Source organism: Vibrio sp. SCSIO 43097 (assembly GCF_023650755.1).
Classification (GTDB): Bacteria; Pseudomonadota; Gammaproteobacteria; order Enterobacterales; family Vibrionaceae; genus Vibrio; species Vibrio alginolyticus.
In genome coordinates, this window is the sequence record NZ_CP071840.1 from 534,776 (window position 1) to 548,858 (window position 14,083).

7 protein-coding genes, 14 tRNA genes and 3 rRNA genes are annotated in these 14,083 nt (G+C 45.7%); 8 read left to right on the forward strand and 16 right to left on the reverse strand.

Going from position 1 to position 14,083, the window contains the following annotated elements:
• The first annotated feature begins 167 nt into the window (after window positions 1–167).
• From J4N40_RS02545 to J4N40_RS02570, 6 genes are all read left to right on the forward strand, one after another.
• Window positions 168–3,057: ribosomal RNA gene (locus J4N40_RS02545) — 23S ribosomal RNA — on the forward strand.
• Window positions 3,058–3,151: 94 nt separating this feature from the next.
• Window positions 3,152–3,268 (forward strand): 5S ribosomal RNA (gene rrf, locus J4N40_RS02550).
• 101 nt (window positions 3,269–3,369) lie between these two features.
• Window positions 3,370–3,445: transfer RNA gene (locus J4N40_RS02555), tRNA-Thr, on the forward strand.
• Between the two features lie 57 nt (window positions 3,446–3,502).
• Window positions 3,503–3,619: ribosomal RNA gene (rrf, locus tag J4N40_RS02560) — 5S ribosomal RNA — on the forward strand.
• A 78-nt stretch (window positions 3,620–3,697) separates the two neighbouring features.
• A tRNA-Asp gene (locus tag J4N40_RS02565) sits at window positions 3,698–3,774 on the forward strand.
• A 497-nt stretch (window positions 3,775–4,271) separates the two neighbouring features.
• The gene (locus J4N40_RS02570; RefSeq protein WP_171346347.1) at window positions 4,272–5,708 is read left to right on the forward strand and encodes an NAD-dependent succinate-semialdehyde dehydrogenase; all 1,437 of its coding nucleotides are present in this window, start codon (window positions 4,272–4,274) and stop codon (window positions 5,706–5,708) included.
• A 248-nt stretch (window positions 5,709–5,956) separates the two neighbouring features.
• Here J4N40_RS02570 and J4N40_RS02575 read toward each other — a convergent pair.
• The 16 genes from J4N40_RS02575 to mutY form a co-directional block, all read right to left on the reverse strand.
• Window positions 5,957–6,032 (reverse strand) — tRNA-Asn (locus tag J4N40_RS02575).
• A gap of 15 nt (window positions 6,033–6,047) precedes the next feature.
• Window positions 6,048–6,123: transfer RNA gene (locus tag J4N40_RS02580), tRNA-Thr, on the reverse strand.
• A 39-nt stretch (window positions 6,124–6,162) separates the two neighbouring features.
• A tRNA-Asn gene (locus tag J4N40_RS02585) sits at window positions 6,163–6,238 on the reverse strand.
• A 22-nt stretch (window positions 6,239–6,260) separates the two neighbouring features.
• Window positions 6,261–6,336: transfer RNA gene (locus J4N40_RS02590), tRNA-Thr, on the reverse strand.
• A gap of 52 nt (window positions 6,337–6,388) precedes the next feature.
• Window positions 6,389–6,464 (reverse strand) — tRNA-Phe (locus J4N40_RS02595).
• A 233-nt stretch (window positions 6,465–6,697) separates the two neighbouring features.
• Window positions 6,698–8,323 (reverse strand): methyl-accepting chemotaxis protein, encoded by a 1,626-nt coding sequence (locus J4N40_RS02600; protein WP_115386298.1) that lies wholly within the window; start codon window positions 8,321–8,323, stop codon window positions 6,698–6,700.
• A 278-nt stretch (window positions 8,324–8,601) separates the two neighbouring features.
• Window positions 8,602–8,677, reverse strand: a tRNA-Asn gene (locus J4N40_RS02605).
• Between the two features lie 45 nt (window positions 8,678–8,722).
• A tRNA-Phe gene (locus tag J4N40_RS02610) sits at window positions 8,723–8,798 on the reverse strand.
• A 7-nt stretch (window positions 8,799–8,805) separates the two neighbouring features.
• A tRNA-Thr gene (locus J4N40_RS02615) sits at window positions 8,806–8,881 on the reverse strand.
• 71 nt (window positions 8,882–8,952) lie between these two features.
• Window positions 8,953–9,028: transfer RNA gene (locus J4N40_RS02620), tRNA-Asn, on the reverse strand.
• 45 nt (window positions 9,029–9,073) lie between these two features.
• Window positions 9,074–9,149 (reverse strand) — tRNA-Phe (locus J4N40_RS02625).
• A 7-nt stretch (window positions 9,150–9,156) separates the two neighbouring features.
• Window positions 9,157–9,232 (reverse strand) — tRNA-Thr (locus J4N40_RS02630).
• Between the two features lie 66 nt (window positions 9,233–9,298).
• A tRNA-Phe gene (locus J4N40_RS02635) sits at window positions 9,299–9,374 on the reverse strand.
• 100 nt (window positions 9,375–9,474) lie between these two features.
• Window positions 9,475–10,614 carry a membrane-bound lytic murein transglycosylase MltC gene (gene mltC / locus J4N40_RS02640; RefSeq protein ID WP_005381001.1) on the reverse strand — a complete coding sequence of 380 codons (1,140 nt, stop codon included), beginning with the start codon at window positions 10,612–10,614 and terminating at the stop codon, window positions 9,475–9,477.
• Between the two features lie 77 nt (window positions 10,615–10,691).
• Window positions 10,692–10,964, reverse strand: coding sequence for an oxidative damage protection protein (locus J4N40_RS02645; protein WP_005381002.1), 273 nt, complete (start codon window positions 10,962–10,964; stop codon window positions 10,692–10,694).
• 19 nt (window positions 10,965–10,983) lie between these two features.
• Window positions 10,984–12,060, reverse strand: coding sequence for an A/G-specific adenine glycosylase (mutY, locus tag J4N40_RS02650; protein ID WP_017635575.1), 1,077 nt, complete (start codon window positions 12,058–12,060; stop codon window positions 10,984–10,986).
• Window positions 12,061–12,263: 203 nt separating this feature from the next.
• Here mutY and trmB point away from each other — a divergent pair, with 203 nt between their 5' ends.
• Together trmB and J4N40_RS02660 are read left to right on the forward strand one after the other, a co-directional pair.
• Window positions 12,264–12,983 (forward strand): tRNA (guanosine(46)-N7)-methyltransferase TrmB, encoded by a 720-nt coding sequence (gene trmB / locus J4N40_RS02655; protein WP_005384506.1) that lies wholly within the window; start codon window positions 12,264–12,266, stop codon window positions 12,981–12,983.
• Between the two features lie 17 nt (window positions 12,984–13,000).
• Window positions 13,001–14,029 carry a TRM11 family SAM-dependent methyltransferase gene (locus J4N40_RS02660; RefSeq protein WP_065274864.1) on the forward strand — a complete coding sequence of 343 codons (1,029 nt, stop codon included), beginning with the start codon at window positions 13,001–13,003 and terminating at the stop codon, window positions 14,027–14,029.
• The last annotated feature ends 54 nt before the right edge of the window (window positions 14,030–14,083 follow it).

The following is a 14,083-nucleotide window of genomic DNA, read 5'->3' on the forward strand; positions in this document are numbered from 1 at the left end:
TTTATGACAAACACCAAAAAACACATTCAAGTGTTCTTGGGAATGTCACTTTTACAGTGATTATTCGAAATTGAGTCCGGCAAAATCGATATGTCTCTCGCTCATTCAAATAATGAGAGACAACTTTGGTGATTTGAACATCAACTCGAAACTCCTTCGGGTTGTATGGTTAAGTGACTAAGCGTACACGGTGGATGCCTTGGCAGTCAGAGGCGATGAAGGACGTATTAACTTGCGATAAGCCCAGATTAGGTAGTAAAAACCACTTGAGTCTGGGATTTCCGAATGGGGAAACCCAATACCATAAGGTATTACTGTTGAGTGAATACATAGCTCAACAGGGCGAACCGGGGGAACTGAAACATCTAAGTACCCCGAGGAAAAGAAATCAACCGAGATTCCGAAAGTAGCGGCGAGCGAAATTGGATTAGCCCTTAAGCTTTACACGCGTTAGACGAACAGCCTGGAAAGGCCGACGATACAGGGTGATAGTCCCGTAGTTGACGACGTGTGTTCAGTGAAATCGAGTAGGGCGGGACACGTGATATCCTGTCTGAATATGGGGGGACCATCCTCCAAGGCTAAATACTACTGACTGACCGATAGTGAACCAGTACCGTGAGGGAAAGGCGAAAAGAACCCCTGTGAGGGGAGTGAAATAGAACCTGAAACCGTGTACGTACAAGCAGTAGGAGCAGGCTTGTCCTGTGACTGCGTACCTTTTGTATAATGGGTCAGCGACTTATATTCAGTGGCAAGGTTAACCATCTAGGGGAGCCGTAGGGAAACCGAGTCTTAACTGGGCGTTCAGTCTCTGGATATAGACCCGAAACCAGGTGATCTAGCCATGGGCAGGTTGAAGGTTGAGTAACATCAACTGGAGGACCGAACCGACTAATGTTGAAAAATTAGCGGATGACTTGTGGCTAGGGGTGAAAGGCCAATCAAACCTGGAGATAGCTGGTTCTCCCCGAAAGCTATTTAGGTAGCGCCTCGGACGAATACTACTGGGGGTAGAGCACTGTTAAGGCTAGGGGGTCATCCCGACTTACCAACCCTTTGCAAACTCCGAATACCAGTAAGTACTATCCGGGAGACACACGGCGGGTGCTAACGTCCGTCGTGGAGAGGGAAACAACCCAGACCGCCAGCTAAGGTCCCAAATTACTACTAAGTGGGAAACGATGTGGGAAGGCTCAGACAGCCAGGATGTTGGCTTAGAAGCAGCCATCATTTAAAGAAAGCGTAATAGCTCACTGGTCGAGTCGGCCTGCGCGGAAGATGTAACGGGGCTAAGTAGTAAACCGAAGCTGCGGCAATGCACTTTAGTGCATTGGGTAGGGGAGCGTTCTGTAAGCGGTTGAAGGTGTGTGGTAACGCATGCTGGACGTATCAGAAGTGCGAATGCTGATATGAGTAACGATAAAGGGGGTGAAAAACCTCCTCGCCGGAAGACCAAGGGTTCCTGTCCAACGTTAATCGGGGCAGGGTAAGTCGACCCCTAAGGCGAGGCCGAAAGGCGTAGTCGATGGGAAACGGGTTAATATTCCCGTACTTCTTACAATTGCGATGGGGGGACGGAGAAGGCTAGGTGGGCCTGGCGACGGTTGTCCAGGTTCAAGTGCGTAGGCTTGAGAGTTAGGTAAATCCGGCTCTTCTTAAGGCTGAGACACGACGTCGAGCATCTACGGATGTGAAGTCATTGATGCCATGCTTCCAGGAAAAGCCTCTAAGCTTCAGATTGTAAGGAATCGTACCCCAAACCGACACAGGTGGTCGGGTAGAGAATACCAAGGCGCTTGAGAGAACTCGGGTGAAGGAACTAGGCAAAATGGTACCGTAACTTCGGGAGAAGGTACGCTCTCGACGGTGAAGTCCCTCGCGGATGGAGCTATTGAGAGTCGCAGATACCAGGTGGCTGCAACTGTTTATTAAAAACACAGCACTGTGCAAAATCGCAAGATGACGTATACGGTGTGACGCCTGCCCGGTGCCGGAAGGTTAATTGATGGGGTTAGACTTCGGTCGAAGCTCTTGATCGAAGCCCCGGTAAACGGCGGCCGTAACTATAACGGTCCTAAGGTAGCGAAATTCCTTGTCGGGTAAGTTCCGACCTGCACGAATGGCGTAATGATGGCCACGCTGTCTCCACCCGAGACTCAGTGAAATTGAAATCGCTGTGAAGATGCAGTGTACCCGCGGCTAGACGGAAAGACCCCGTGAACCTTTACTACAGCTTGGCACTGAACATTGACCCTACATGTGTAGGATAGGTGGGAGGCTTTGAAGCGCAGTCGCTAGATTGCGTGGAGCCGTCCTTGAAATACCACCCTTGTAGTGTTGATGTTCTAACGTCGACCCCTTATCGGGGTTGCGGACAGTGCCTGGTGGGTAGTTTGACTGGGGCGGTCTCCTCCCAAAGCGTAACGGAGGAGCACGAAGGTGGGCTAATCACGGTTGGACATCGTGAGGTTAGTGCAATGGCATAAGCCCGCTTGACTGCGAGAATGACAATTCGAGCAGGTGCGAAAGCAGGTCATAGTGATCCGGTGGTTCTGAATGGAAGGGCCATCGCTCAACGGATAAAAGGTACTCCGGGGATAACAGGCTGATACCGCCCAAGAGTTCATATCGACGGCGGTGTTTGGCACCTCGATGTCGGCTCATCACATCCTGGGGCTGAAGTCGGTCCCAAGGGTATGGCTGTTCGCCATTTAAAGTGGTACGCGAGCTGGGTTTAGAACGTCGTGAGACAGTTCGGTCCCTATCTGCCGTGGGCGTTGGAGAATTGAAAGGGGCTGCTCCTAGTACGAGAGGACCGGAGTGGACGAACCTCTGGTGTTCGGGTTGTGTCGCCAGACGCATTGCCCGGTAGCTAAGTTCGGGATCGATAACCGCTGAAAGCATCTAAGCGGGAAGCGAGCCTTGAGATGAGTTCTCCCTGATACTTTAAGTATCCTAAAGGGTTGTCGTAGACTACGACGTTGATAGGCAGGGTGTGTAAGCGTTGTGAGGCGTTGAGCTAACCTGTACTAATTGCCCGTGAGGCTTAACCATACAACACCCAAGGGGTTTTGATGGACTCAATGTAAGAACATTGAATGTGTAAGAACGAGAATTAAAAAAACAGCTTTCCAGATTAAAGAATTTGCTTGGCGACCATAGCGTTTTGGACCCACCTGATTTCCATGCCGAACTCAGAAGTGAAACGAAATAGCGCCGATGGTAGTGTGGGGCTTCCCCATGTGAGAGTAGGACATCGCCAGGCTTTAAATTTAGTTTTTTCCTTTTTAAAAAGGCGAAGACAAAAGTTAAGAGAGCCCGTTTGTAAAAGCGGGCTTTTTTAGTCCTCACGGACACAAATAATGTGCTGATATGGCTCAGTCGGTAGAGCGCATCCTTGGTAAGGATGAGGTCCCCAGTTCGATTCTGGGTATCAGCACCATTTATTGTTTGTTTTATGTTTTAAATTAAAGCCTAAAACAAAATGTAAAGAATTTTGCTTGGCGACCATAGCATTTTGGACCCACCTGATTTCCATGCCGAACTCAGAAGTGAAACGAAATAGCGCCGATGGTAGTGTGGGGCTTCCCCATGTGAGAGTAGGACATCGCCAGGCTTTAGTTTTATTTTCGCTTTTTCGAAAAGTGAAGACAAAAGCGGACACTTGCTGATTACAAGCGAGTGATACCACTGCGGAGTGGTAGTTCAGTTGGTTAGAATACCGGCCTGTCACGCCGGGGGTCGCGGGTTCGAGTCCCGTCCACTCCGCCACTTATATTAAGCCCTAGTCGAAAGACTGGGGCTTTTTCGTTTGGTCGTGTCCCCGAGAAATGCATTTACACATTGAAGGCGAGACAATACGACTTTCTTTACCCTTTTGGCACATGAGTTTCTCAGGAAGATGAGCCTGCTGCCTGCACTTCCAATTACTCCGAGTTTGTATCCTGTCCTCGTTGAAAGATTGGCCATTTGAACAATGAGTCTTTATAACACTCGCCCTCAACCGTAATAGAATGAATAGTCTTCCGTACTGCGTGTTTTGTTAGCGTCTCTCTTAAACAATAATTTTCTACATCTTATTTCTCAAACATTCATTGCTTCCATGTTTAGAGCGGGACCGTCGTTGCGTGGATTACGCAATTTCCCGAAATATAGTGAGGAAGAGATCTAAGTCTTCCGAAAATTAATGCCTTTTAGAAAACTTTGTTTTCTTTGCTGAACTTGCTAGTAGCGATTAACCTAAGAGGAGTTCTTGAGGAGTATGTTTGATGATGCAACAAATAAAAAATGAAACGCTGAAATCTGTATTTAAGCAATGGTCTTCCGAAGAGGGAATTGTGGTCATCAACCCTGCAACTGAGCAAGAGTTAATTCGGTTAAAGCCTAGTACTCTTGATGAGTTAGATGATCTCATTGGTCAGTGCAAAACGGAGCAAGTCCGTTGGGCTAAATTAAGTGCCAAAGAGCGCTCTCGTCGTTTGAGGGGGTGGTATCAACTACTTCTTGATAATGCAGAAGACATAGCCACGATTATTACCTTAGAGCAGGGTAAACCTTTAGCTGAGAGCAAAGGGGAAGTGATGTATGGTGCCTCTTTTGTCGAGTGGTTCTCAGAAGAAGCAAAACGTGCTTATGGCGAAGTTATTCCTGCCCCCACGACAGATAGACGTCTATCTGCAATTCGCCAGCCTGTGGGAGTATGCGCTGCAATTACACCTTGGAACTTCCCTATTGCGATGATTACAAGAAAAGCAGCACCAGCCCTAGCGGCAGGTTGTGGCATGTTGATCAAGCCATCAGAGCTTACCCCTCTCACTGCAATTGCTGTTGTTGAGTTAGCTTATCAGGCTGGTATCCCTAAAGAACTGCTTTCTGTCATGGTGTCGGAGCAGGCTGCTGAGTTTGGTCAAGTACTAAGTACTGATCCTAGGATTCAGAAGATCTCTTTTACGGGGTCTACGCGAGTCGGGAAAATTTTGATGAAGCAAGCCAGTGATTCAGTCAAGGCGGTGTCGATGGAGTTGGGTGGTAATGCGCCTTTCATCGTGTTTGAAGATGCAGACGTAGATGCGGCTGCGGAAGGGCTTGTCGCGTCGAAGTTCCGTAATGCAGGGCAAACATGTGTTTGTACCAATCGGTTATATGTTCATAAAAATGTAAAACAAGCTTTTATTGATAAAGTATTGTCGAAGTTAAGCAAATTAAAGCTTGGCAATGGTTTAGAGAAAGGTGTCACATTAGGTCCTGTTATTACGATGGCCTCTAAGCATCGACTAGAGGCGGTGATCGATCAAGCTGTACAAGAAGGAGCCTCTATTGCTAACTCTCCACAGAGACGGCCAGGTCGCTTTATGGAGCCCGTTCTTTTGGATAGTGTGACGCAGAATATGTCGATTGTTCAGCAAGAGCTATTCGGGCCTGTGTTGCCTATTGTTACCTTTGAAAATGATGTTCAAGTTCTCGAAATGGCTAACGATACAGAATATGGTTTGGCTTGCTATTTCTATACGAATAGCTTGAAGCGTATTGTGACTTTTAGTGAAGGTTTAGAGTACGGTATGGTTGGAGTGAATGAAGGGATCATCTCTACTGAAGTGGCTCCATTTGGTGGAGTTAAAGAGTCGGGTGTTGGACGGGAAGGTGCTAAGCAAGGACTCGATGAATATCTGGAGACAAAGTATATTTGTCTTGGTGGTTTAAGCTGATTTCAGAGATGGCCGATTGAATTAAAAAGCTAGGTTTTTACCTAGCTTTTTTTTAGTTGAAAGGCATACCATTTGCCACGCGCGTTTGTGGTTAATATTTTCTGGTTACTTAGTGAGTCGATAGTTAGCTTGCGGTAAGCGGTTTTTAATAATCAAAGCGCTTATGTTATTTCGTTATGGGGTAGGAGAGAGCTTAGCTTTAAACTAATACAAAAAAGCCGCATCAAGTGATGCGGCTTCTTCTAATATGGCTCCTCCTGCTGGGCTCGAACCAGCGACCTGCGGATTAACAGTCCGTCGCTCTACCAACTGAGCTAAGGAGGAACAAATTTTAATAAGTGGTGCCGACTACCGGAATCGAACTGGTGACCTACTGATTACAAGTCAGTTGCTCTACCTACTGAGCTAAGTCGGCACAATGTCATTAATAAGTTATTAACTTAATAATGAAAATTGGCTCCTCCTGCTGGGCTCGAACCAGCGACCTGCGGATTAACAGTCCGTCGCTCTACCAACTGAGCTAAGGAGGAATTGTCTTTTTAAGAGAATAAATGGTGCCGACTACCGGAATCGAACTGGTGACCTACTGATTACAAGTCAGTTGCTCTACCTACTGAGCTAAGTCGGCACATTTTATTCTTTAACATTGTTCGTGCTAAGCACCAACAATTAATAAATTGTGGTGCCCGGAGGCGGAATCGAACCACCGACACGAGGATTTTCAATCCTCTGCTCTACCGACTGAGCTATCCGGGCGACGAGGTGTATTAAAAGGCTTTTCGGCTTTCAGGTCAACAATAAAATTAAAATAAAATATCGTTTGATGAATTTGTGCTCGGAGTGGGCTGTTTTTATGCGTTTTTAGCAGCAATGCGCCATGCTTTAAGCGATGTTTTAACATTGATAGTGTGTTCACTTGCAAAATAAAGGCGATAAAAACAAAAAAGCACGTCTGAAAACGTGCTTTTTATTGAACAATTGACTTTAAACTAGTGCTTTACTGAGAACTTGTTTACCCAACCTTCTAGCTCATTCGCTAGTGAAGCTAAACTTTGAGTACTTGATTGGCTCTCGGTTACGACAGAGTTGAGTTGGCCTCCGCTTTCCTCGATAAGGTTTATGCGTAGCGCAATATCATCGCTAACCTGCATCTGCTCAGCGGCAGCAGTAGCGATCTGCTGGCTCATTGTGGTGATAGATTCTAACGCCGTTACAATTTGCTGTAGAGCTTCAGAGGCATTCTTAGACTCTGTAACAGTGCTTTCACTGGTTTCTGCACATATTTCCATTCTGTGAATGGCATTGCGAGAGCCTTCTTGCAGATTGGAGATCATATACTGAATCTCTTTTGTGCTGTCTTGTGTGCGTCCTGCTAGGTTGCGTACCTCATCAGCAACGACTGCGAAGCCTCGGCCTTGTTCTCCAGCACGTGCTGCTTCAATGGCTGCATTGAGTGCCAATAGGTTTGTTTGCTCTGCAATATCACCAATCACATCGAGCACTTTTACAATATTATTTACATCCTGATCTAGATCGGCGACCGCTTTACTCGCAGTATTTAATTGAGAAGCTAAACCTTGAATGTTTTCAACCGTGTTATGAATGAGTTTCTGAGTATGTTGGCTTTGTTTGTCAGCCTCGTCCGTATTGTTTGCGGTGTCGCTTGCTGAATTGGCAACATGGTTGGCTGAAGATGCCATTTCAGTCATCGCAGTGGCAATCATCGCCGTTGATTGCTGCTGAGATACGGTAAGATCGGCAATCGTATTTGATCGAGCTTCTACGGCAGACAACTCTGCGCGCAGTGCATGCATAGACTTCTCTAGGTTTGTCACCATGGTAGCTAGTGATTGACTCATATCTTGCACGGCACGATAGATACTTCCTCTCGGTGCCACAGTATCAAAACTGGTCTGAATGTCTCCTTGAGCGACAGCTTGAACTGCTTTACGCACGTCGTTAGGCTCTCCACCAAGTAGATGAAGCATTTTGCGAATCGAAATGATCAGGCCACTTAGAATACTTCCCGCGATAATCAGACACAGCACAAGCTGCCATTGTGCTGTCGACCAAAAACGTGCGTTAACTTCATTAAAGCCAATACCTGTACCGACAACCCAGCCCCAGTGTGGTGTTTTTTCTGCTATCGAGTGTTTTTCTTCAATGCTGCCATCAGCTTGTTTTTGGCTCCAGGTATATTCAATGATCTGACCTGTTTTGTGCCCCAATACATCTAGAATGAGTTGGCCTACGCTATTACCACTGCCATCTCTAAAGTCATGGAAGCTGGTTCCGTGCAGTTGAGGGTCTAGTGGTGCGGCGATGAACATCATATTTTCATCTGCGACATAAACGTATTCGTTGTCTTTGTAGATATTGTTACGAAGTAGGCGAGTGGCTAATGCTTTCGCTTCGTCTTCCGGCATTTTGCCTTCGATAGCCATCTTTTCTACTTCGGTAAGTATGCTGTACGCACTTTTAAATAGCTCAGTAACTCGAGCTTTGTTATCAAGGTTACTTGCGACGCGAAGTGTCCATAAGCCCGTTGCGGTCAGAGCTAGGAGAGCTAGCAATATGATCGCAGATAATAAATAGGCTTGAGTTTTTAGTTTCATATTTAGCTCACAAATAAAGTGTTATCACTATGCAAGGCATAGCTAAAAGAAGAAATGTAATAACTCGGGCATCTTAGTGAAGATAAATATGCTCGGATACTAATGCGTATTGAAATTACGATGAGGATTAAATTTTTAGCGTGAAATAAGTGTTTTTGAAGAAAGGATTTAATGTTCGCTGATGTTTAGAAATGAAGTGCAGATAAATGGGAAAGTGAGAAATGACGTATAAAGCAGATACAAAAAAGCCGCATCAAGTGATGCGGCTTCTTCTAATATGGCTCCTCCTGCTGGGCTCGAACCAGCGACCTGCGGATTAACAGTCCGTCGCTCTACCAACTGAGCTAAGGAGGAATTATTCTTTTTTGTGTCTTGCTTATGAAGCAAGTGCACCAGATATGGTGCCTCGAGGCGGAATCGAACCACCGACACGAGGATTTTCAATCCTCTGCTCTACCGACTGAGCTATCGAGGCAAAAGAATGGTGCCGACTACCGGAATCGAACTGGTGACCTACTGATTACAAGTCAGTTGCTCTACCTACTGAGCTAAGTCGGCACACTGTATTCTTTCTAGAAGAGATTATCTCTTCAGTTTTTAAAATCTCACTTAAGTAAGATTCTAGAAATTGGCTCCTCCTGCTGGGCTCGAACCAGCGACCTGCGGATTAACAGTCCGTCGCTCTACCAACTGAGCTAAGGAGGAACTATTCTTTTTTGTGTCTTGCTTATGAAGCAAGTGCACCAAATATGGTGCCTCGAGGCGGAATCGAACCACCGACACGAGGATTTTCAATCCTCTGCTCTACCGACTGAGCTATCGAGGCAAAAGAATGGTGCCGACTACCGGAATCGAACTGGTGACCTACTGATTACAAGTCAGTTGCTCTACCTACTGAGCTAAGTCGGCACACTTTATTCTTTGTGCTTTTGTCCGTGTTATAACATTTCGTTAAGACACCAACAAATCAAATTGTGGTGCCCGGAGGCGGAATCGAACCACCGACACGAGGATTTTCAATCCTCTGCTCTACCGACTGAGCTATCCGGGCAACGGAGCGCTATTAAACGGATTTTCCCGCGTTGCGTCAACCACTTTTTTTAAATAATTTCAAAAAAGTGGTTGTTCGAACGCTTTTTATTCAACTGTCACTACAAAGTTTGCTTCGAGTTAAATTCCTTTTTGAAATTTGTAACTTTTTCTAGGTAGCGACGCGCTTCTGCGTTCGGGTGTTTCTTGGTTAACGCCCAATAAACTTGGTTGGGTTGCAATGAATTAAGATCTTGCATTGCGCGTTTGCGATCACTGCGATGAAATGTGTTTAAAACTCCTCCAGTACCGCCATTGTAAGCTGAAATCATGCTGTACTCGAGAGAGGTAGGGTGGCGGACTTCTCTTAAATAACGATTTTTTAAGATATAGAAATACGCAGTACCGGTATCTATGTTGTTTTCTGGATTAAACAAATATTCAGGGCTTGGTTGGCCCGAGCGCTTTTTCACGAGTTTGAACACATCTCGTCCCGCTGTTTTAGGTACAACTTGCATTAGGCCATACGCATTTGCCCAACTTACCGCGTATGGGTTGAAACTGCTCTCGGTTTTAATAATGGCGTATATCAAGTCTTCTGGAATGTCGTATTTCTTGGAAGCTCGACGCACGATATCGGCGTATTGGTAGCTGCGAGTTGAAAAGTGGTCTTCAACCATGGGAATTTCGACGTAATACGCTTTCTTGAAATCTACATTTTTGGTTTTTATTTTATTTGCGATGAGGTATTCCGCAAATCGGTTTGCCCGCCAAGACCATTGAATTGGCTTATTGTCTTGGTCGACAACTTGTTTATACAGGAATGGTTGCCCCTCTAACGTGATACCTTTAGAGGAGAATAAGTCGACGTGCGCGGGATCGTCTGGTGTTAATAAGGTGGTGACAATCGCGTCTTTTAGGTGTTTTTGGGGCTCGGTCGGTGATACGGTCTCTATCGTGATCACGCCTTTGCGAAAGTCGACCTCGGCGCGGCTAAGGTAGTTATCGATGTACTTAACGTAATTACTCTTGCCAGCGTACTTGATTTCTTTTTTACCCCAGCGCTTTTGAATATTGCCTGAAAAGCTATTGATTAAGGCATCTAGCGCCGCAGTATCTTTTTCAAATTGTCCTGGTAGCTCAGCTAAGTTATTGGCAAAACGGTTTGTTGGCTCGTAGTTGACGTCATAAATCTTTTCGACGAATTCACGGCTACAGCCTGCCATTAAAAGTGCGGCAGCGATAAAGACAATTTTTTTCATAAGTATCAGAGTTATTGAAGGTAATAGAAAAATGACACCACAAATGGTTGTGATGTCATTGTTTAACTCAAGCGACTTTATTCGCTCGGCGGTGTGTAACCTTCGATATGAACGTCTTTTCCTTCAAAGAGGAAATTTACCATTTCTGTTTCGATCAGTTTGCGGTGTTCTGGATCCATCATGTTGAGTTTCTTCTCGTTGATCAACATGGTTTGTTTGTGTTGCCACTGAGCCCACGCTTCTTTCGAGATGTTGTCGAAAATGCGTTTACCTAGTTCACCAGGGTAAAGTTGAAAGTCTAGACCTTCGCCTTCTTTCTTTAGTCGAGCACAAAATACAGTGCGGCTCATAATGACTCCTTGTATTCAATTAACGAAGTTCGTGGGGTAGCGTTTCCAGCAATAGTTTTACTGGCGCGGCTAAACCGACTTCTTCAGGTTTAGATAAGTTATACCAAAGACCTTTGTTGCCTTCCATTATCACGTCCGGTTGCTTTGATAAATCAATCAAAATTGGCGTGATATCTAGGTGGTAATGGCTGAATGTATGACGAAAGGTAATCAGTGTTTGCTTCTGTTTGATATTGCTGGCTTGAATGCCGCGTTGATCCAGTAGCAATTCAATGTCGCTTTCTGCATCCACATGTTCGGTTTGTGGGAAGCAGAATAAGCCACCCCAAATGCCTGTTTGTGGTCTTTGCTCCAACCACACCTCATGACCATTTTCGGTGTTGTGGTGAAGCATCACGAAACGAGTTTGCTTGATTGGTTTATCTTTCTTCGGTTTTTTGCCCGGGTAGTCGAGCACATTACCTTGTTGTTTTGCCACACACAGGTCAGCAACAGGGCAGAGGCTACATTTGGGTTTGCTGCGAGTGCAGACCATTGCGCCCATGTCCATCATTGCCTGGTTATACTTATCTACATCCGTTTGTGGGGTATGCGTTTCGGCAATTTCCCACAGCTGGTTTTCAACCTTTTTTTGTCCTGGCCATCCTGCAACTGCGAAACAGCGGGATAGGGTGCGCTTCACGTTACCATCAAGAATCGCGTGTGGTTGTTTATACACAGACGATAAAATGGCGGCAGCAGTAGAGCGACCAATCCCCGGTAGGGCGTTCATTTTCTCTATATCAAGAGGAAACTCACCATTGTATGTAGAGGCGACCTCTTGTGCTGCTTTGTGAAGGTTACGGGCTCGGGCGTAATACCCTAAGCCAGTCCAAAGGTGTAGGACTTCATCTTGCTCAGCATTGGCAAGATCGATTACGGTTGGAAAGCGCTCCAAGAAACGTTGGTAATACGGAATAACCGTAGTGACCTGAGTTTGCTGAAGCATAATTTCAGACAACCAGACACTGTATGCGGTCTTATTTTGTTGCCACGGAAGATCTTTTCTTCCATATGCGTCATACCATTCTAGGATGGCACTGGCGAAAGGTGTCACGACTTGCTCTGTATTCTATTATTGGTTAGGTGCAAAATTGCACCACATAATGGGCAAGAAGTACAACGGATAAACAGTAGGGATATAAAGAGGTGTTTCGTTGCTTTTGGGTTGCCATAGACCAAGAGCTCAACAAATACTTGCACCTAAGTAAATTCTTTGGATAATCCCCGCTTTGATTAATCAATGTGCAGGCAAAATCAATGAGTGAAGTAACCACTAACGAATACAACGAAGACGGAAAGCTGATCCGCAAAATCCGCAGCTTTGTACGCCGTGAAGGGCGTTTGACTAAAGGTCAAGAGAGCGCGATGAATGAATGCTGGCCTACGATGGGTATTGACTTCAAAGCTGAACTTCTCGATTGGAAAGAGGTGTTTGGCAACGATAACCCAGTAGTGCTTGAGATCGGTTTTGGTATGGGTGCTTCATTGGTTGAAATGGCAAAGAACGCGCCAGAGAAAAACTTCATCGGTATCGAAGTTCATAGCCCAGGCGTTGGTGCTTGTCTTGCCGATGCTCGCGAAGCGGGAATTACTAACCTGCGTGTAATGTGTCACGATGCGGTAGAAGTATTCGAACACATGATCCCAAATGGCAGCTTATCGACACTGCAATTGTTCTTCCCAGACCCTTGGCATAAGAAGCGTCACCACAAGCGTCGTATTGTTCAATTAGGTTTTGCGGAAATGGTGCGTGAGAAGCTTATCCCTAATGAAGGTATTTTCCACATGGCGACCGACTGGGAAAACTACGCAGAGCACATGATTGAAGTGATGAACCAAGCGCCAGGTTTCGAAAACATTGCCAAAGATGGTGATTTCGTTCCTCGTCCAGACGATCGCCCGCTAACGAAGTTTGAAGCTCGTGGTCACCGTCTTGGTCACGGTGTTTGGGATATCAAATATAAGCGTATTGCGTAACCAGAGGAGTTCATGGGATGTACCATTACGCGATATTAGCGAATCCGGGTCATAACCGAATTTACTTTGATAGCGCAATGACCATTGCCTGTTCTGAGCTAAAAGCAATTTTAGCTTCACAAGGCGTGGATGTGACAGAAATTGGTAGTAAAGACGTTGGCTTACCTGCTGCGTTGGTGTTTTCTTGTCAGGAAGCGCTAACCGATGAGCAGGCGCGAAGAATCGCAGCCTCTTCGATTTACTATGCGCTATTTGAAGTGCGCGAAGATGGTTTACTTCGACCAGTTCAAGCGCCCGTATTTAACACTTTCCCGGAAAGTATGAGCCAGATTTTGCGCTACACCGGGAAAACAAACGAGCAGTTTACCCGTTTGATGGTGAATATCGGCATTAGTGCGTCCAATACGGGAAGTGAACAACTGACCTTAATGGATCCAATGTGTGGTAAAGGTACAACCTTATTTGAAGGCTTGATCCACGGTTTGAACGTGGTAGGGGTTGAGATCAACGCCAAGTGGGTGCAAGAGATCCAGACCTTTATTGTTAAGTTCATGAAGAATGGCCGCTTTAAGCACAAAGTGAGCAAAGAAAAGCGCACTGCGGGTGGCAAGAAAGTGGCGGATGGTTTCGTGGTTGAAGCTGCAGCAAATAAAGAAGATTACAACCAAGGCCATCTTCAGTTTATGAAGCTATATTCGGCTGATACTCGTATCGCTGATCAAGTCGTGAAAAAGAACTCAGTTGATGTGATGGTGTCTGACTTGCCTTATGGCGTGCAGCACGGCAGCAAAAATGCCAAGGACAGCAAACTGAACCGCAGTCCACTAGAGCTTTTAAAAGAGGCTCTGCCTGCATGGAAAGTGGTATTGAAAAAACAAGGTTCAGTGGTGTTGTCTTTCAATGAATTTACATTGAAATGGAAAGATGTCGCGGCATTATTTGAAGAGCAAGGTTGGAAGGTACTTTCAGAAGAGCCTTACATCGGTTATCTTCACCGTGTTGATCAATCTATCAACCGCAATATTATTGTGGCAGTAAAACCATAATCGACTTGAGTCGAACGAACCCTATGGAAAAGCCAACGACACGTTGGCTTTTTT

What these genes read in the sequence shown, in the direction of transcription:
- J4N40_RS02570 (WP_171346347.1), top strand. Translation starts at nt 4,272, where the DNA reads ATGATGCAACAAATAAAAAATGAAACGCTGAAATCTGTATTTAAGCAA.
- J4N40_RS02600 (WP_115386298.1), bottom strand. Translation starts at nt 8,323, where the DNA reads ATGAAACTAAAAACTCAAGCCTATTTATTATCTGCGATCATATTGCTA.
- mltC (WP_005381001.1), bottom strand. Translation starts at nt 10,614, where the DNA reads ATGAAAAAAATTGTCTTTATCGCTGCCGCACTTTTAATGGCAGGCTGT.
- J4N40_RS02645 (WP_005381002.1), bottom strand. Translation starts at nt 10,964, where the DNA reads ATGAGCCGCACTGTATTTTGTGCTCGACTAAAGAAAGAAGGCGAAGGT.
- trmB (WP_005384506.1), top strand. Translation starts at nt 12,264, where the DNA reads ATGAGTGAAGTAACCACTAACGAATACAACGAAGACGGAAAGCTGATC.
- J4N40_RS02660 (WP_065274864.1), top strand. Translation starts at nt 13,001, where the DNA reads ATGTACCATTACGCGATATTAGCGAATCCGGGTCATAACCGAATTTAC.